General features: G+C 47.2%; 21 protein-coding genes. All 21 read right to left on the bottom strand.

Annotated features, from left to right (window positions below; genetic code table 11):
• Positions 1-6 precede the first annotated feature (6 nt).
• The 21 genes from MKZ04_RS04390 to MKZ04_RS04290 all read right to left on the bottom strand — a co-directional run bounded on the left by MKZ04_RS04390 (position 7) and on the right by MKZ04_RS04290 (position 18282).
• Positions 7-789, bottom strand: a complete 783-nt coding sequence (locus tag MKZ04_RS04390) for an isoprenyl transferase (protein WP_020451418.1) — start codon at positions 787-789, stop codon at positions 7-9.
• A 129-nt stretch (positions 790-918) separates the two neighbouring features.
• Entirely contained in the window at positions 919-1461 is a 543-nt protein-coding gene (frr, locus tag MKZ04_RS04385) for a ribosome recycling factor (RefSeq protein ID WP_154495759.1), read from the bottom strand.
• A 16-nt stretch (positions 1462-1477) separates the two neighbouring features.
• Complete coding sequence (pyrH, locus tag MKZ04_RS04380) at positions 1478-2200, bottom strand: UMP kinase (RefSeq protein WP_020451416.1); 723 nt, start codon at positions 2198-2200, stop codon at positions 1478-1480.
• Between the two features lie 149 nt (positions 2201-2349).
• Complete coding sequence (gene tsf, locus MKZ04_RS04375) at positions 2350-3231, bottom strand: translation elongation factor Ts (protein ID WP_020451415.1); 882 nt, start codon at positions 3229-3231, stop codon at positions 2350-2352.
• Positions 3232-3331: 100 nt separating this feature from the next.
• Positions 3332-4072, bottom strand: a complete 741-nt coding sequence (gene rpsB / locus MKZ04_RS04370) for a 30S ribosomal protein S2 (RefSeq protein WP_020451414.1) — start codon at positions 4070-4072, stop codon at positions 3332-3334.
• A 153-nt stretch (positions 4073-4225) separates the two neighbouring features.
• Complete coding sequence (locus MKZ04_RS04365) at positions 4226-4735, bottom strand: DUF6115 domain-containing protein (RefSeq protein ID WP_023857198.1); 510 nt, start codon at positions 4733-4735, stop codon at positions 4226-4228.
• Positions 4736-4830: 95 nt separating this feature from the next.
• Complete coding sequence (locus MKZ04_RS04360; protein ID WP_003181822.1) at positions 4831-5595, bottom strand: FliA/WhiG family RNA polymerase sigma factor; 765 nt, start codon at positions 5593-5595, stop codon at positions 4831-4833.
• A 22-nt stretch (positions 5596-5617) separates the two neighbouring features.
• A complete protein-coding gene (locus MKZ04_RS04355; protein WP_003181820.1) occupies positions 5618-6124 on the bottom strand; it encodes a chemotaxis protein CheD in 507 nt (168 codons plus the stop codon).
• Positions 6121-6750, bottom strand: coding sequence for a chemotaxis protein CheC (locus MKZ04_RS04350; RefSeq protein ID WP_003181818.1), 630 nt, complete (start codon positions 6748-6750; stop codon positions 6121-6123). The genes MKZ04_RS04355 and MKZ04_RS04350 overlap by 4 nt, the downstream gene beginning before the upstream one ends.
• Positions 6751-6760: 10 nt before the next feature.
• Positions 6761-7237 (bottom strand): chemotaxis protein CheW, encoded by a 477-nt coding sequence (locus tag MKZ04_RS04345; RefSeq protein WP_003181816.1) that lies wholly within the window; start codon positions 7235-7237, stop codon positions 6761-6763.
• A gap of 23 nt (positions 7238-7260) precedes the next feature.
• Positions 7261-9282 (bottom strand): chemotaxis protein CheA, encoded by a 2022-nt coding sequence (locus MKZ04_RS04340; protein WP_095290479.1) that lies wholly within the window; start codon positions 9280-9282, stop codon positions 7261-7263.
• Between the two features lie 5 nt (positions 9283-9287).
• Positions 9288-10361: a protein-glutamate methylesterase/protein-glutamine glutaminase gene (locus MKZ04_RS04335; RefSeq protein WP_023857201.1), complete on the bottom strand. Its 1074-nt coding sequence runs from the start codon at positions 10359-10361 to the stop codon at positions 9288-9290.
• On the bottom strand, positions 10358-11245 hold the full coding sequence (locus MKZ04_RS04330; RefSeq protein WP_026579734.1) for a MinD/ParA family protein: 888 nt from the start codon (positions 11243-11245) through the stop codon (positions 10358-10360). The genes MKZ04_RS04335 and MKZ04_RS04330 overlap by 4 nt, the downstream gene beginning before the upstream one ends.
• 2 nt (positions 11246-11247) lie before the next feature.
• Positions 11248-12360, bottom strand: coding sequence for a flagellar biosynthesis protein FlhF (flhF, locus tag MKZ04_RS04325; RefSeq protein WP_020451408.1), 1113 nt, complete (start codon positions 12358-12360; stop codon positions 11248-11250).
• Positions 12357-14393 carry a flagellar biosynthesis protein FlhA gene (gene flhA, locus MKZ04_RS04320; protein ID WP_020451407.1) on the bottom strand — a complete coding sequence of 679 codons (2037 nt, stop codon included), beginning with the start codon at positions 14391-14393 and terminating at the stop codon, positions 12357-12359. The genes flhF and flhA overlap by 4 nt, the downstream gene beginning before the upstream one ends.
• A gap of 33 nt (positions 14394-14426) precedes the next feature.
• Positions 14427-15506, bottom strand: a complete 1080-nt coding sequence (flhB, locus tag MKZ04_RS04315) for a flagellar biosynthesis protein FlhB (protein ID WP_020451406.1) — start codon at positions 15504-15506, stop codon at positions 14427-14429.
• Positions 15506-16282: a flagellar biosynthetic protein FliR gene (fliR, locus tag MKZ04_RS04310; RefSeq protein ID WP_020451405.1), complete on the bottom strand. Its 777-nt coding sequence runs from the start codon at positions 16280-16282 to the stop codon at positions 15506-15508. The genes flhB and fliR overlap by 1 nt, the downstream gene beginning before the upstream one ends.
• A gap of 7 nt (positions 16283-16289) precedes the next feature.
• Positions 16290-16559, bottom strand: coding sequence for a flagellar biosynthesis protein FliQ (gene fliQ / locus MKZ04_RS04305; RefSeq protein ID WP_020451404.1), 270 nt, complete (start codon positions 16557-16559; stop codon positions 16290-16292).
• 15 nt (positions 16560-16574) lie between these two features.
• Positions 16575-17240: a flagellar type III secretion system pore protein FliP gene (fliP, locus tag MKZ04_RS04300; protein WP_020451403.1), complete on the bottom strand. Its 666-nt coding sequence runs from the start codon at positions 17238-17240 to the stop codon at positions 16575-16577.
• A complete protein-coding gene (fliZ, locus tag MKZ04_RS04295) occupies positions 17233-17907 on the bottom strand; it encodes a flagella biosynthesis regulatory protein FliZ (RefSeq protein WP_146873743.1) in 675 nt (224 codons plus the stop codon). Before fliZ ends, fliP begins: the two co-directional genes overlap by 8 nt.
• A 12-nt stretch (positions 17908-17919) precedes the next feature.
• Complete coding sequence (locus MKZ04_RS04290; RefSeq protein WP_003181796.1) at positions 17920-18282, bottom strand: response regulator; 363 nt, start codon at positions 18280-18282, stop codon at positions 17920-17922.
• Between the last annotated feature and the right edge of the window lie 4 nt (positions 18283-18286).

Here is an 18286-nt window from a genome sequence, read left to right as displayed (position 1 = left end):
CATCCTCTAAATTCCGCCAAACCTTCTCCCGCGACGCTGATATTCTCCGATAGCCTGAAGCAAGTGAACGTCTTTAAAATCAGGCCACAATACATCGGTAAATAAAAATTCGCTGTAGGCAAGCTGCCAAAGCATGAAGTTGCTCAGCCTGATCTCGCCGCTTGTGCGAATCAGCAAATCAGGGTCCTGCAAAGCTTCTGTCATTAAATAATCGGAAAATAGCTTTTCGTCGATTTCCTCGGTATTCAATGTGCCTTTTTTCGCTTCTTCGGCAATTCTCTTTGCGGCTCTGACGATTTCTGCACGTCCCCCGTAATTCAATGCAAAATTAAGAATAAGTCCGTCATTGTTCTCCGTATCACGGATGGCTTTTTCAACCGCGCGGATCGTGTGGGGCGGCAGTCCTTCCCTATCGCCTGTCAAGCGGACCCGGACATTTTCTTCGACCAGCTCCGGGAGATACGTTCCCAGGAACTCTTCAGGCAGCTTCATCAGAAAGTCAACCTCAAACTTAGGACGCTTCCAATTTTCCGTCGAAAAGGCATACAGCGTCAACGCTTTGACACCGAGCTCATTGGCAAGCTTTGTCGTCTGTCTGACTACCTTCATGCCTTCGTGATGACCCGCGATGCGGGGCATCGCCCGTTTCTTTGCCCAACGGCCGTTTCCGTCCATAATAATGGCGATATGTTCAGGAATTTCTCCTTTTAAAATATTTTCTTTTGTGTAACATTCCATGTTGGAAGCAGCTGAATGCTGATTCTTCCAATTTTTGAGTATATTGAGCATGAGAGTCCTCCATCACCCAAAAGGTTGCTTTCCTGTTATATCGTTCTTGATAACAACAGTATTAACAAAAAAACCCCCTGTAAACATGAGAGGGTCTTTTCACTATTATCTATTGTACAGAGTTTTTCATTAAACTTCCATGATTTCTTTCTCTTTATCTTTTGTGATCTCATCAATTTTTGACACATATTCATCTGTCAGCTTTTGTACGTCTTCCGTTGAAGAGCGCAATTCATCCTCAGTCATTTCACCATTTTTCTCTAGTTTTTTCAGATCGTCATTGGCATCGCGGCGGATGTTGCGGACCGCGACTTTAGCATCTTCCGAATATTTTTTCACGAGCTTGGCAAGCTCTTTTCTGCGCTCCTCAGTTAGAGGAGGGATCGTGATCCGGATGATGTTGCCGTCGTTTGACGGAGTTATGCCGAGGTCGGCTTTTTGAATCGCTTTTTCAATATCGCCGAGCGCTGTTTTGTCATATGGTGTGATGAGAAGCATGCGCGCTTCCGGAACCGTAATGGACGCGATCTGGTTTAAAGGCGTCTGCGCTCCGTAGTATTCAACTGTCACTTTGTCCAGCAAAGACGGATTTGCACGTCCTGCACGTACAGTCGCCAATTCGCGCTGATAAGCGCCTATCGCTTTTTCCATCCGTTCTTTTGTTTCATTCATCACTTGAGTTGACACGTTATTTCCCCCTTACGATTGTACCGATTTGTTCGCCTAAAACGGCTTTTTTAATATTTCCTTCTTCCATAATAGAAAAGACGATCAGCGGGATGTCGTTATCCATGCAAAGTGAAGAGGCGGTTGAATCCATGACGGCCAAACCGTCTTTTAACACATCGAGATAAGACAATTTTTCATATTTTACGGCTGTTTCGTCAGTTCGAGGATCGGCATTGTATACACCGTCGACATTATTTTTAGCCATTAAGATGACGTCGGCTTCGATTTCAGCCGCTCTGAGCGCTGCGGTCGTATCCGTTGAGAAGTATGGATTGCCTGTACCGGCAGCGAAGATGACGACGCGCTTCTTTTCAAGATGGCGAATCGCTTTTCTTCTTATGTATGGCTCAGCGACCTGCCGCATTTCGATGGATGTCTGAACTCTTGATTGAATGCCGAGCGTTTCAAGGCTGTCTTGCAGCGCAAGGGAATTCATGACCGTTGCAAGCATTCCCATGTAGTCCGCTGTTGCGCGGTCCATTCCGAGATCGCTGCCCGTTTTTCCGCGCCACAGGTTGCCGCCGCCGACGACGACCGCCACTTCAACATCAAGCTCGGCGATTTCTTTCACCTGTTTGGCGATGGACTGGATCACGGTAGGGTTGATGCCGTTTCCCTGTTCACCCGCAAGGGCTTCTCCGCTAAGCTTTAATACGATACGATTATACTTTGGTTTTTCCATAATAACCTCCAAGTGCATGCTTGCCGTTATTTATTATGCAAGAGAAAAAAAGGTTTGTAAACTGTTTTAAAAATAGGGACACAAATTGTGTCCCCTATTTTCTTTGAAAAGATCCTGCCGTGTGTTTTAAGGCAAGCGGCTTTTCAATCTTATTTTTTCACTTGGTTCATAACTTCTTCAGCAAAGTTTTCTTGGCGTTTTTCGATACCTTCTCCAACTTCGTAGCGGACGAATGTTTCAACTGTTGCATTTTTCGCAGCAACGACCTGTTTCACTTTTTCATCCGGGTTTTTAACGAATGCTTGATCAAGCAGGCAGATTTCTTCGAAGTATTTGTTCAGGCGGCCTTCAACCATTTTTGCGACGATGTTTTCAGGCTTTCCTTCTTGAAGCGCCTGCTGAGTCAAGATTTCGCGCTCGCGGTTCGCTTCTTCTTCTGACACTTGGTCACGGGAAATGAAGCGAGGGTTTACAGCTGCAACGTGCATCGCGATGTCTCTTGCTGTTTCTTCGTCAGTTGTGCCGTTAAGGACAGTCAATACGCCGATTTTTCCGCCCATGTGCAGGTATGCGCCGAATGCAGCGTCATCGCCTTTTGTCAGGACAGTGAAGCGGCGAAGCGTGATTTTTTCTCCGATTTTAGCAACCGCGCTTGTGATGTATTCTTCTACAGTTGAACCGTTAGCCATTTTTTGAGCCATAGCAGCTTCAACGCTTTCAGGCTTTTCAGCAAGAATGTGGTCAGCAAGGTCGTTCAAAAGCTCTTTGAAGCCTTCGTTTTTCGCAACGAAGTCCGTTTCGGAGTTCACTTCAAGAATAACGCCTGTGTTGCCGTCGGTTTTGATCAAAGTCAAACCTTCAGCCGCGATGCGGTCAGCTTTTTTGGCAGCCTTTGCGATTCCTTTTTCTCTTAGAAGATCGATCGCTTTATCCATGTTGCCGTCAGTTTCAGTTAACGCTTTCTTGCAGTCCATCATGCCTGCGCCAGTTTTTTCACGAAGCTCTTTTACCATTTGTGCAGTAATTGCCATTTTTGATTTCCTCCTTATATATCAAACAAAATATGTAAGTGTTGATCTGGTGAAAAAAAAGGTGATAAAAGGCAGACCCCCTTATCACCTTTTGACCAGGTTAAGCAGTTGTTGTTTCAGTTGTTTCTGCTTCTTTCGCTTCTGTTTCAGCTACTTCTTCACCTTGTTTTGCTTCAAGGATGGCATCTGCCATTTTAGAAGTCAGCAATTTAACAGCGCGGATGGCGTCATCGTTCGCAGGGATGACAACATCGATTTCATCAGGATCACAGTTTGTGTCAACGATTCCGATGATCGGAATGTTCAGCTTGCGCGCTTCTGCAACCGCGATGCGCTCTTTGCGAGGATCGATGATGAACAGTGCGTCAGGAAGCTCTTTCATTTCTTTGATTCCGCCGAGGAATTTTTCAAGACGCTCTAATTCTTTTTTCAATTGAACGACTTCTTTTTTAGGAAGTACGTCAAATGTGCCGTTTTCCTGCATTTTTTCGATATCTTTAAGGCGTTTGATACGCTTTTGGATCGTTTCAAAGTTTGTTAACGTACCGCCAAGCCAACGTTGGTTGACATAGTACATTCCAGAACGTTCCGCTTCTTCTTTAACAGAGTCTTGAGCTTGCTTTTTCGTACCGACGAAAAGGATTTTTCCTCCGTCAGCTGCAAGGTTTTTCGTGAAGTTGTATGCTTCTTCAACTTTTTTGACTGTTTTTTGAAGATCGATGATGTAGATTCCGTTACGCTCCGTGAAGATGTAACGCTTCATTTTTGGGTTCCAGCGGCGCGTTTGGTGGCCGAAGTGAACACCAGCTTCAAGCAATTGCTTCATAGAAATGACTGACATGTGTTATTTCCTCCTAATATAATGGTTTTTTTCCTCCGCTTAGGTCATTTTTATGCAGGACTGCACGCGAGAACCGCACAGCACCGCTTGCATAAATCGTTAAGCGTGTGTAATTAACACCAAGAAATAATATAACATAAGCTTTCTCGACAATCAAGAATCGTTTTTCAGCTTTCCGCGAAATTTTAAGAAAAGCTCGATTTCTGTTTTCCCGCTTTTCAGCTGTCTTGCGATTTCCTCCGGAGAGAGCCCCTTTTCATATAATGCGAGAGCTTCTTCTTCATAGGATACGGATTCCTGCTCTTTTTGATTGAGCTCATCCTCTTCCTGCTCCACCTCATTGATCATCGCTTCGATGTGAAGCGGCAGATCGCGCGATTCGTCCGCTTCCGGAAGGGCGGGGGTTTGAGCAGGAATGTCAGGCTGTGTTTGCACTCTTTGCGGCTCTTCTTCGGCATTCGCCCGAATCTCGCGAACGAGTTTTTCATTTTCGTCTTTTAGCTCCATCAAAAAAGCGGTCAATGTATTCTCGGTTTCTTCCAAAAGCTGTTTTTGCTCTTTCTCCGCCGCCTTAAAAGCGCTGAGCCTCGCATTCAGAATGATGACGAAATAAATCAATATACCGTGGAGCGTAAAGCTCACAAGCCATAATATTGTTGACATATTTTTCACTCGCTAACCATGAAATTTAATCAAAAAAAGACTTCCCTGTCGGACGCTTAAAAAATGCTGCCGGTTTTATGCCGGCAGCTTACATGTTATTGTACCACTTTATCCAGCAGATGCTTCAGTTTCAAAAGCGCCTTGGAGTGAATCTGTGAAATGCGGGAAGTCGACAAATTCAAAACCTGTCCGATTTCCGTCAGGGTCAGCTCTTCTTTATAGAATAAGCTGATCACGAGCTGTTCTTTTTCTGAAAGCTCGTTTATTTTTTCCGCAAGCTGGGAGATCAGTTCGTCTTTGAGCATTTTTTCTTCCGGCGTGCTCGTTTTGTCGTCCCTGATCATCACCTGGACGTTCTCCCCGTCTTCATGGTCGTGAAGCTTCTCATCAATTGAAAGGAGATTCGCAAAGAAACCTTCATTGATTGTGGTCACGACGTCTTGCTCGCTCATTCCCAGCTCAGCGGCGATTTCGCTCGGCGAAACATTTCTTAAGTAGCGCTGTTCGAGCTTTTCGATCGCAGCTTCCACTTTCTTCGTTTTTTCACGGGATGTTCTCGGAAGCCAGTCTTCTTTGCGAAGGCCATCGATAATAGCGCCTCTGATTCTGAAGGAAGCGTATGTATCAAACTTCAAATCCCTTCCCGGATCAAATTTTTCAAGGGCGTCATACAAACCCAGCATGCCAAGGCTGACCAAATCGTCTTTATGAACGGACTTGGGCAAGCCGACGGCTATCCGGCCGACATGATATGTCACAAGCGGCATATAGCGGCGGATTAAATCATCGCCTGCCTGAGGATCTTTCCATTCTTTCCACCGCGACCAAAGCATCTGATCTTCATAGTTCAAGGATTGCATCTTTATCCCCCTATATTGCATATTAAATCGTCGTTACACCTTGTTTAACTGTCCGGATGACAAGTTCGGCTGACTGCGGATCGAACTCGATCGTTCTTCCGCTGTTTCCGCCTGTATCCTCGCTTACAATCGGAATGTTTAAGAGAGATAGATGTTTTTTAATCGCAAGCACATTTCTTGGCCCGACTTTCATCAAATCATTTGTCATCTTAAATTTAAACATTTCGGCTCCTCCGGCCATTTTCGCTTTCAAAGCGTATTTTCGGCATCCGGCTTCAAGCAGCATCTTGACCGTCGCTTCGACAGCTGTGTCCGCGTACTTTGCCACATTGATGTCCGGTGTCTTGGATAAGGAAGAGTCGGGAAGCATGACGTGGACGAGACCGGCCGTCTTCGCTTCCAAATCATAGAGCACGAGTCCGACGCACGAACCGAGACCCGATGTCCTGATCTTGTCGGGAGTGCGGACTATTTTCACATCGGCAATTCCCACTCTGATAATCGATGTTTCTTTTTCTAAGATTTTCATAGAGCTGCACCCAATGCATGAAAGAGCTTTTCAAAAGAATCATAGTCCGGCAGAAGGAACAAATGCGCTTTTACTTTCCGGTTGTGCTCCTCATCAAAAATGGAGTTGTCGATCACGATAACCTGGTCTCCAACTTGGCTGAGCTCGATCAGCCCTTCGCTGATGACGGCTCCGAACATATCAAGCGTCAGTTCAGGGACGCTCGGGTACATTTGCCGGTTTGTCAAATCAGCGAGAGCGGTCAAATAAGATCCCGCCATAATATTCCCGAGTTCGTGCAGGGCGGAGGCTCCGATATCATTCGGCGTCATGCTGTCAATCTCGAATTCCGGATTGCCGACAAGCTCCCTGATCAGCTGCTCGGCCTCTGAAAAAGGCATGATCACGAACATAGAACCGGGAAAATCCCCTTCCATGCGCAAAAAGATGCTTGCGACAGGAAGGTCTGCACCGCCGAATAGGTTGACAAGCTCATCAAACGACATCAGCTTGACAAACGGCACTTCCATTTCGATTTTCCTGTTCAGCAATAGAGCCAGGGCAGAAGCGGAATGACCCGCTCCGATATTCCCGACTTCCCGCAATATATCAAGATGCTCTTCTCTAATTCCGTTAAATACGCTCATCATAGGCTCCTTATTTCTTCACATTTTCAGAAGCGGCGGCAAGGCTCGACTTCCGGTTTAAAACAGCTTCAGAGTCAATCAGATTGAGAAGTCTGGACCCTTGCTTGACGATGCCTTTAATCCATTGCCTGCCGTCTTTTCCTACCGTTTCGGGAGCCGATTCAATTTCCTCTTCCTCGACGGTGATGACATCGTTCGCCTCGTCCACCACCCAGCCGACTTCAATGTCCTGATGGGTGATGATGATGATTCTCGTTTCATCTGTAATCGTATCTCCAGGCGCTTCAATCCGCTTTCTTAAATCGATGACAGGCGTGACAACACCTCTCAAATTAATGACGCCGCAAATATACGGTTCCACTCCCGGCACCCTTGTTGGCTGCTGCCATTTTTCAATGGACATCACTTCGGATACAGAGATGGCATACTCTTTATGATTTACTTTGAACACAATCATTTTTTCACCGGTGGTAGTCTGTGTGGTCAAGAGGATCGCTCTCCTTTCGCTTTCTATTTGATAAGGGCGTTGCAGTCGATGATCAGGGCTACTTGTCCGTCTCCCAAAATCGTCGCGCCGGAAATGGCAAAGACGTTTGTTAAATAATCGCCGAGTGATTTTAGTACGACTTCCTGCTGGCCGATAAAGGAGTCGACAACAAATGCCGTCAGCTTGTCTCCTTTTTTCACGACGATGGCGTGAAGCTGATCAAGATCATCCGAAGAATCCTCAACATTAAACTGTTCTTTCAGGTAAACCACCGGTACGATATGGCCCCTGAAATCGATCACTTCGCGGTCGTGCGTCTGAAGAATATCTTTCTTATCGATGACAGCCGTTTCTATAATAGAAGAAATCGGTATCGCAAACGTTTCGTTTTCAAGTTTGACTAGCAGCACGGATATGATCGACAGTGTAAGCGGAAGCTGAATGGAGAAAAGCGAACCTTCGCCTTCGCTCGACCTGATGCTGACAGAACCGCCCAAAGATTCCAGCTTGCTTTTGACAACGTCCAAGCCGACCCCGCGTCCTGAAATATCCGAGATTTGATCTGCGGTTGAGAATCCCGGTGCAAAAATGAGTGCGTCGATTTCATGATCTTCGATCGTTTCGGCGTCACGTTCGGTAATGACGTTGCGTTCAAGCGCTTTTTCAAGCACCTTTTTGCGGTTGATGCCGGCTCCGTCATCCTCGACCTCGATAAAGACGTGGTTCCCGCTGTGATATGCTTTCAGACGGACTTGACCCGTTTCAGGCTTACCATTTTTCACCCTGACTTCAGGCGCCTCGATCCCGTGATCAAGGCTGTTTCTCAAGAGGTGGACAAGCGGGTCGCCGATCTCGTCTATTACCGTTCTGTCAAGCTCGGTTTCCGCCCCGAAAATCGACAGCTCGATCTTTTTATTTAATTCTTTTGTCAGCTGGCGGACCATGCGCGGGAAGCGGTTGAACACCGTTTCTACCGGAACCATTCTCATGTTGAGGATGATCGATTGCAGGTCGCCTGAAATTCTTGTCATCCGTTCAACGGTATCTGTTAATTCGCCGTGTTCAAGCTCTTTGGCGATCTGCTCTAAGCGCCCTCTGTCAATGACCAGCTCCTCAAACAGGTTCATTAATGAATCGAGGCGGTCGATGTTGACGCGGATCGTCTTCGTTCCGCCGCCTGCTGCAGGTTTCGCCGCTTCTTTTTTGCCGTCCGGCTGCTTAGCCGGGGTTTTCTCCGCGTCTTTCGGTGCGGTTTCTTTTTCAGGCGCTGCAGGCGCGGCTTCTTCCTGTGCCGAAAAATCGTTTTTCAGCTCGGTTACTTCAATTTTTTCGATTTCAGATACGCCGTTGATTTTGTTGAAAATCTCTTCTTCCCCGTGTTTGCTTAAAAAGCACACGACGAATTCGGAATCAAAATCTTCCGACTCGAGAACTTCCGTTTCCGGAATCGTTTTGACGACTTCGCCGATTTCGTTCAGCTGTTCAAATACCATGTACACCCGAACGCCCTTCAACAGGCAGTCCTCTTTCAACGCAACATTGATTTCGTAACATTTAAAGCCTTGTTCCTCAGCTTCGGCGATGACCGTCCGCTGAAATTCGTCATAGGCCCATTTCGTTTCAGACGACGCAGCTTCAGGCGCTTCTGCCGATGCGGCCGCCTCCTTGTTTGCGCCTGTCACATCAAGCTTGGCGCAGACTTCTGAAACGTCTCTTTTGCCGTCGCCCCCTTCAATGATCGAAAGGACAATCGCTTCAAGGTCATCGAGCGCTTCAAACATGACGTCCATCCACTCTGACGTAATGGTCATTTCTTCATTACGGATCGCGTCCAGCACGTTTTCCAGACTGTGCGTTAAATGAGCCATATCTTCATAGCCCATCGTAGCGCTCATCCCTTTCAAAGTATGAGCCGCTCTGAAAATATCATGGACAAGCTGCAGGTCTGTCGGATTTTTTTCGAGTTCGAGCAATTTTTCGTTACAGGTTTGCAAATGTTCTCTGCTTTCTTCAATAAAGACGTCTAAATATTGATTCATATCCATATGAGTCACGCCCTCTCTTTTTTCATATACGTCATAATGGCTGCGGCAATCTCATCAACATGCTTGATGTCGTTTGCAAGCCCGTTGTTAATGACCGATTTCGGCATTCCGAAAACGACGGACGACTCGGCTGCTTCGGCGATCACCGTTCCGCTTCCATGTTTCAAAAGGCCTTTTACGCCTTCTGTTCCGTCGCTTCCCATCCCCGTCATAATGACGGCGATTTTTTCAAACTCCCGAAGTGAGGCCAGGGAATGGAACAAATAGTCAACAGAAGGCTTGTGACGGCTCTCTGTGTCGCGGTCATCGAGCGTGATCACCAATTCGCCCTTTTCAAGGCCGACTGCCATGTTTTTCCCTCCGGGGGCAATGTAAACCCAGCCGTCTTTCGCTCTCTCACCGTTTTCAGCCTCCTTCACGGTTACTTCTGAGAGGTGGTTCAGCCTGTTCGCTAATGAGGCTGTAAACCCCTTTGGCATGTGCTGAACGACAAAAACAGGCGCCTTCAACGTTTTGGGAAGCTTGGGAAGCACTCTTTGCAGCGCTCTCGGTCCCCCTGTCGATGTACCGATGCAGATGAGCTGTTTTCCAGCCCGAACACTGACTGAATCGCTGCCGCTCACCGGCGGCCGCTTTGCCGTCTCGATGGCGGGTTTTGAAATCGGAACAGGCCGGCCTTTCAGTTTCACCCGCCCTGCTGTCAACACTTTCTCAATCAGCATGTCTCTTACTTTATATAAATCAATTGAAATTGAACCCGACGGCTTTGCGACGAAATCGATCGCCCCCAGCTCAAGACATTCGATCGTGATATCAGCCCCCTGCTGCGTCAGACTCGATACCATAACAACCGGAAGCGGATCGCTCGCCATGATCCTTTTCAATGTTTCTTTTCCGTTCATCACAGGCATTTCAATATCCAATGTGATCACATCCGGGCGGAGCTCCTTGATTTTTTGGAGCGCTTCCTCGCCGTTTCTTGCCGTTCCTGCTACAGCAATCTCGTGATTGGATGTTAAAAACTTGGTGATCATGTTTCTCATAAAAGCAGAGTCGTCAACGACAAGAACACGAATCATAATGTATTGCCCCTCCTCAGGAATGAAGATAATTTATCGATAAAGGACCGGTTTTCGCCTATTTCCGTTCTGCCGTTATCAAGCAGCGATTCTGCCAGCAGGTAAACCGCCCTGCTCGGCTTGGAACGCGGGTTCTTCATCAGAAACGGCTGCTGCTCCACAACGGCTCTTGGTACCAGGGGATCCTCAGGAATCGGCCCTGCATATGCAAGCTTTTGCTGTAAAAAAGCGTTTACCGTGTTGGAAAGGCGGAGAAAGGCGGAAATTCCGTCTTTTTGGGTTGTACAGCGATTGACAGCGACTTTCAGCTGAAGATCGCGTCCCGTTAATGCCAAATGCTTGATCGCGCTGTAAGCGTCCATAATCGATGTCGGCTCCGGCGTGGTGACAACCAGAATTTCATCCGCTGACAGGACGAATGGCAGCTGATCTTTCGACAGCCCTGCTCCCATATCAAATATGACATAATCGAAGCTTGTCAAAGCCCGCGTTAATTCTTTCAGAAAGAACGCCCAGTTTTCCCCGTTCAATTCGAACATCGCATCCAGTCCCGTTCCGCCCGAAATGTATTGAAGGCCACGCGGACCGGCTGACAAGGCGCGCTCAAACGGTATTTTTTGCTGAAGGAGATCCATCACGGTGCAGAGCGATTGCCGGCCGATCAAAATATCGATGTTCCCCATTCCGACATCTAGATCGATCAACAGCACGCTCTTTCCTTTTTCTAAGAAGGCGAGAGCCGTATTCAGCGATATATTCGACTTCCCGACGCCTCCTTTTCCACTCATAACAGCGAGCGTTTTCGCTTTTGGATGAGCGACAGGGGCGGGCGGTTCGGCGAAGCGCTGCCCCATCCGCCTTCGTAAGCTTTCTGCCTGATCCATGTTCAACACCCCGTAAGCAGTCTGACAAATGATGCATTTGACAAGTAGCGGATATCTTCCGGAACATTTTGTCCGTTTGTCATATAGCCGAGGCCGATTCTCGATTCGGCGAGCAGATTCATGACGCTTCCCAATGAATCGGTTTCATCCACTTTCGTGAATATCAACTGATCGATCGGAATGCTTGAGAACTGCTTAATGAGCTCCTTCATATCCTCGTACTTGCTCGTCGCGGACATGACGAGAAACGCCTGTATCTTACGCTCAAACGGAATGATTTCCTTCAGCTCCCTGACATATTGCCCGTCTTTGAAATTCCGGCCCGCCGTATCGATGAAGACGTGGTCAAAATCGGCGAACTTTTGCTGGGCCGCTTTAAATTCTTCTTTCGTGTAGCACACCTCGAGCGGCGCATTCAGAAGCTCGGCATATGTCCTGAGCTGTTCAACCGCTGCAATCCGGTACGTATCCGTCGTGATAAAAGCGATTTTTTTCTGCTTTTCCAGCACGGAAGAAGCGGCAAGCTTTGCCAATGTCGTCGTTTTGCCGACTCCGGTCGATCCGAAGAGCACGACATATTGGGAATGAATCGCCACGTCCTGTTCCCGATTATCGGGAAGAAGATCGGCCAAAGCATCTGTTAAGTGGGCCAGCGCCTTTTCATCCGTCCATTCTTCGCCGTTTTTTAAAGAAGTGCTGATCAACCGGCCGAGCGCTTTCGTACGGATGGCCGGCGATACCCCTTGCTTTGCCAGAAGCTGGTCCGCCTTTTTCAGCGGCTCAGGCAGCACATCAACAGGCTGCTCATGATGCCGCATTTCCAGCAGTTCTTTCAGCTCTTTCACTTGGCTTGCCAAATCGAGGTGGTCCGGCTGCGGGACAGGCGAAGGGCTTTGTTCACGTAAAACTGGCTTTTGCCGCTCCGGTTTCCTCGCGTCGGAAAAGTCCTGGTCGACAACCGCAATCACTTCAACCCCGGCTTTTTTCACAAAGCCGAGAAATTTTCTCGTATGAATTTTTTTAGAATTCAAGATTACGGCGTCATTCCCGAGCTCTTGTATAATTTGCTTTGTGGCTTCCTGCATAGAACCAGCTACAAATTTTTTAATTTTCATTGAATATCCACCACTCCGATGCTTTGAACTTCTACATTGGCTTCCAGTTCGTTATAAGAAAGAACCGGCAGATCAGGGAAATAGCGCTCTAACAGCTGTTTGACATACATTCTGACAGGCGGTGAACATAGAAGGATCGGCACTTCCTGCCTTAATGAGAGCTGTTCGATTTCTCTTGCTACAGATTGAATGATATTTTCGGATAATGCAGGTTCAAGAGATAAAAAGTTGCCGTGTTCAGTCTGCTGAATTCCTTCCGCCACGGCCTTTTCGACGCGGCCCGAACACGTCACCACTTTCAGCGTCTCATTTTCCTTCGCATATTGGGCGGTGATCTGCTTGGCAAGCGCCTGTCTTACATACTCGGTCAGCATATCTGAATCCGTCGTCAGCTTTCCGTAGTCGGCCAGTGTTTCAAAGATTGTCACCAAGTTCCTGATCGATACTTTTTCTTTCAGAAGTTTGGCCAGCACTTTCTGAATATCACCGACAGACAGCGGATTCGGCGAGACCTCTTCGACCAGTACAGGATAAGATTCTTTCAAGTGGTCGATCAGCTGTTTTGTTTCCTGTCTTCCGATCAGTTCATGAGCGTGCTTTTTCACCTGCTCTGTAATGTGGGTCGACACGACTGAAGCCGGATCGACAACCGTATATCCGAGCATTTCGGCCTGATCTTTCTGAGATTCCGGTATCCATTTTGCCGGGAGGCCGAAGGACGGTTCGATCGTGTCAATTCCTTCGATCTGATCGTCTTCGCCTGTCGGAGACATCGCCAAAAAGTGATCGAGGAGAAGCTCGCCTTTTGCGACTTCGTTTCCTTTAATTTTGAGCCTGTACTCGTTCGGCTGAAGAGCGATGTTATCCCTGATTCTGACGACCGGAATGACGAGACCGAGTTCAAGCGCAAGCTGACGCCTGATCATGACGATTCTGTCTAAAAGGTCGCCGCCTTGATTTGCATCTGCAAGCGGAATCAATCCGTAGCCGAATTCAAATTCGATCGGATCAATATCGAGCAGATGAACGACGCTTTCGGGACTTTTTAATTCGTCCACTTCAGCTTCTTCCTCAAGGATATCCTCCACTTTTTCCTTCTCTTCACCGGCTTTGGAGAGCGTATAGCCGCCGATGGCGAGAAGAAGAGCCAGAGGACCTGTCAGGAGAATGCCGATCGGTGTGAAAATCCCGAGCAGCAAAATCGTTCCCGCCGTCACATACAAAAGCTTTGGATAAGCAAACAGCTGGCCTGTAATATCGTGTCCGAGGTTCCCGTCCGACGCTGCTCTTGTGACGACGATACCCGTCGCCGTTGAGATCAAGAGCGCAGGCAGCTGAGATACGATCCCGTCGCCTACAGACAAGAGCGTAAAGTGTGAAGCGGCTTCCTGAATGCTCATTTGTTTTTGCAGCATGCCGATGACAATTCCGAAAAGGACGTTAATGAGGACGATGATGATCCCTGCGATCGCATCCCCTTTCACGAATTTGCTCGCACCGTCCATCGCGCCGTAGAAGTCGGCTTCACGGGCCACTTTCTCACGGCGCACTTTCGCTTCCTGTTCGGTCACCATTCCGGCGTTCAAATCGGCATCAATGCTCATCTGTTTCCCCGGCATGGCGTCGAGCGTGAATCTGGCAGCAACTTCAGAAACCCGTTCCGCCCCTTTCGTTATGACGATAAATTGGATAATGATCAAAATGATAAAGACAACGAGACCGACCAAAACGTTTCCGCCGACAACGAAAGACCCGAACGTCTCGACTACTTTTCCCGCATCTCCGTTGGACAGAATCGAACGTGTCGTCGATACATTCAGCCCGAGGCGGAACAGCGTCAAGAGGAGCAGCAAAGAAGGAAATATCGAAAATTGCAGCGGTTCTTGCATGTTCATTGTGGTGAGAAGCACGATTAACGCAAGAGAAATATTCACGATAATTAAAACGCTCAACAACCATGGTGGAAAGGGTATGATAAGCATTGCCACAATGAGGACAACGCCTGATAAAACTGATAAATCTCTTGCTGACATGCTGTTTCTCTCCTTTTAAAACTGAAAAATTCACTAGATTTTTTGCTTTGTTTTGTAAACATACGCCAGGATTTCGGCTACGGCCTTAAAGAATTCTTCCGGAACGGCCTGATCGATCTCAACCTGGTCATAAAGCGCCCTCGCCAAAGGTCTGTTTTCGACTGTCATGACATCGTGTTCTTTGGCGATCTGCCTGATTTTCAGAGCCATCAGATCGACCCCTTTTGCGATGATAAACGGCGCATCCATTTTGTTTTCGTCATATTTCAGCGCGACGGCGTAATGGGTCGGGTTTGTGATGATGACATCCGCTTTTGGCACATCCTGCATCATGCGGCGCATCGCCATTTCCTTTTGCTTCTGCTTGATCTTCGACTTAATCAGAGGATCGCCTTCGGTTTTTTTGTATTCGTCTTTAATGTCCTGTTTTGACATGCGAATATTTTTTTCATAATCAAATTTTTGATAGAGGTAATCGAGCACCGCGAGAAAAATCAGGGCGACTGCAGCGGAAACCCCCATTAAAAAGGTGAGCCAGCCGACATATGACAAAGCCTCGCCCGCGGACAGCGCCGGGATTCTGAGAATTTTGTCAAAGTTCAGCCATAGAACGGCGAATGTCACGCCGCCGACAATCACGATTTTTAAAATCGATTTAAGCAGTTCAACGATCGCTCTGATGCTGTAAATCCGCTTGAATCCTTTAAGCGGGTCAAGCTTTTTCAAATCAGGCTTGATCGCTTCAGGGGAAAATAAAAACCCGACTTGCATATAGTTGCTCAAGACCCCGGAGACGACGGCTGTCAGCAAAAGCGGTGCCATAATGAAGCCCGATTCAAGCACAAGACTTTGAAACAGGCCGGGAATATTGGCGACTGACACCTTCATCGTGATCAACTCTTTGTAATACTTTTCGATCAGTGCGAGCAGGCGGTCTCTCATAAAAGGTCCGACGAATAAAAACGCTAAAAACACGATAAGAAGCGTAACCGCTGTATTGACATCTGCGCTTTTGGCAACCTGTCCTTTTTTTCTGCTTTCCCGCCGTTTTTTCGGCGTCGCTTTTTCCGTTTTTTCACCTGCGAAAAATTGCAAATCCAACGTCAGCTTCATCATGCCACCCCAAGCAAAGTTAATAGATCTCTCATTGTCCGAATGGCAAATTCGAAGACGTGCTGCATCATGCTGAACATAACGGCCATGCAGATGATGAGCATGATAAAGGTGATTGCGATTTTCAAAGGAAGCCCGACGACAAACACGTTGAGCTGCGGCACCGTTCTCGCCACAATCCCCAATGCCAGATCGACTAAAAACAAACAAGCCACAACAGGCGCAGACAATTGAAATGCTGTTATAAACATCGTGTTGAAGCTCTTTGCAATAAACTCGGCAAATCCTTCGCTTCCAAACGACAGCGCCATCTTATCGACCGGGATGTATTGATAGCTGTAATAAATCCCGTCAAGCAGGAGATGATGCGCATTCAGGCTCAGCATGAGGAGCAGCGCCAACGTATATAAAAACTGGCCGACAAGCGGGCTTTGCGCTCCTGTCTGGGGATCGATCACATTCGCCACCGCAAATCCCATTTGAAAATCGATGAATGATCCGGCGATTTGAACGGCCGAGATCATCATGTAGGCGATCAGCCCAAGCAGAAGCCCGATCAGCGCTTCCTTCATGGCCAACATCATGTAAACTCCGTCAACATCAAGCTGAGGAGGCTTTTCAATCGCCTGAAAACTGACGAGCGCAAGAAAAAATGCAAAACCTATTTTATGAACGGCAGGAATTGACCGATAAGAAAATAGAGGCACCGTTACATAGAATGCTGTGATTCTGACAAATACAAGTAAAAAGGCTGGAAATGATTCAATTATTGACATGTTAAAACTACCCTGCAAAACGGTTTAAATTAGAGAACAGCTCAGTCGCGAATGATAAAATCGTCGACAGCATCCACGGGCCGAAAATGACGAGCCCGACCAAAACGGCGACGATTTTCGGAATGAATGCAAGAGTCTGTTCCTGTATTTGGGTGGTTGCCTGAAAAACGCTGACGATCAGCCCGACGAGAAGAGCGAGCGCCAAAAGCGGCCCGCTGATAAGCAATGTAACGTATACAGCCCTTTCAGCCATCGATATAACAAATTCTGAATTCATGTATTAGCACCTACTCTAAAAGCTTTGCAGCAAAGATTTAACGATTAAATACCAGCCATCTACAAGCACAAACAGCAAAATCTTAAACGGCAGTGAAATCATGACCGGCGGAAGCATCATCATCCCCATCGACATCAAAACACTTGCCACAACCATATCGATAATCAGAAACGGTATAAATATCATAAATCCCATTTGAAACGCGGTTTTCAATTCCGAGATGACAAACGCGGGAACCATCGTTGAAAGCGGAATATCTTTAATGGATTCAGGCGTCTCCATCTTTGCGTAATTCATAAATAAAGCCAGATCCTTCTGTCTTGTATGCTTGCTCATAAAGGTTTTGATCGGGGTTTCCGCTTTTGTGTAAGCTTCATCCAAGGTGATTTTATTGTTCATTAACGGCGTCAGCGCTTCTTTATTAATCTCGGAAAAAGTCGGCCCCATAATGAAAAATGTCAGAAACAGTGCAAGTCCGATCAGCACCTGGTTTGGGGGCATTGACTGTGTTGCCAGCGATGTCCGGACAAAGGACAATACGATGACAACCCTTGTGAAACACGTCATCAGGATCAAGATCCCCGGAGCGATCGAAAATACTGTCAAAAGCAGCAAGAGCCGGACGCTGGCGCTGACGTTTGCCGCATCGCTTGAATTAAATAAATCCATAAACTCATTCATGTTGATTTTGGCCTTTCTTTCTGCCTTCTGCGCGATTTTGTTTCAGTTCCGCGAGCTGTGCTTTTAACGACTCGGAAAAAGATGCCGTGCCGCTTTGCTTTTGCACGCCTGGAACTTTGACTTGATCCATCCATTTCTGCCATTCAATCTTGCTGTTCATCGCAGCTTCATGCTGCGTGAGAATTTCTTTATATTCCTTTTCATCATCGATCTCTTTCAGCAGCTGGATATTATCGCCGACACCGACGACCAGCACCCTGTTCCCTACTTTAATCAGCTGTACGGACTTGTTTTGCCCGAGCGAAGTTCCGCCGATGTTTTCGACATACTGGAAGGGTTTTAACAGGCGGTTGCGTTTATTCATGAATTTGACCAAAGCGTAGATCAGAAAAATGACAAACAGTAACGCGCCGATCATTTTCACAAAATCAAATATGGAAACGGAAGGAGACGGGGGTTCGGCCTCCGCCTCTTCCTTAAGAGAATTTTTTTCCTCGGTTTTGTCTTTGTCTTTTGCTTTTTCTTTCTCTTTGCCCGCACCTTTTTGCTCAAACAGATGGTCAACGGTCTGATCCCCCGATTCCTCTGCGAGAGCCGGAGCGTACGGCAGCACGAGAAAGGCAAATAGACAAAGGCCGGCTATGAAAATAAGAGGTTTCTTAAACAAGTTGTACACCCTTTAGCTTAGCGTTTTATTGATCGCTTCCATGACGCGGTCAGCCTGGAACGGTTTGACGATAAAGTCTTTCGCTCCCGCCTGAATAGCGTCGATAACCATCGATTGCTGGCCCATTGCCGAACACATGATGATTTTTGCCTGCGGATCGATTTCCTTGATTTCTTTAAGAGCCGTGATTCCGTCTTTTTCCGGCATCGTGATATCCATTGTGACAAGATCAGGTGAATGCTCTTTATATTTTTCAACAGCCTGCGCTCCGTCTTGCGCTTCTGCGACGACTTCAAAGCCGTTTTTCACTAAAATGTCTTTAATCATCATTCTCATAAATGCTGCATCATCAACTACTAAAATCTTGTAAGCCATTATT

The organism is Bacillus sp. FSL W7-1354 (assembly GCF_038002405.1).
Taxonomy (GTDB): domain Bacteria; phylum Bacillota; class Bacilli; order Bacillales; family Bacillaceae; genus Bacillus; species Bacillus paralicheniformis.
Note: the sequence above shows the minus strand (reverse complement) of the source record. Positions and strands in the feature narration are given on the sequence as shown.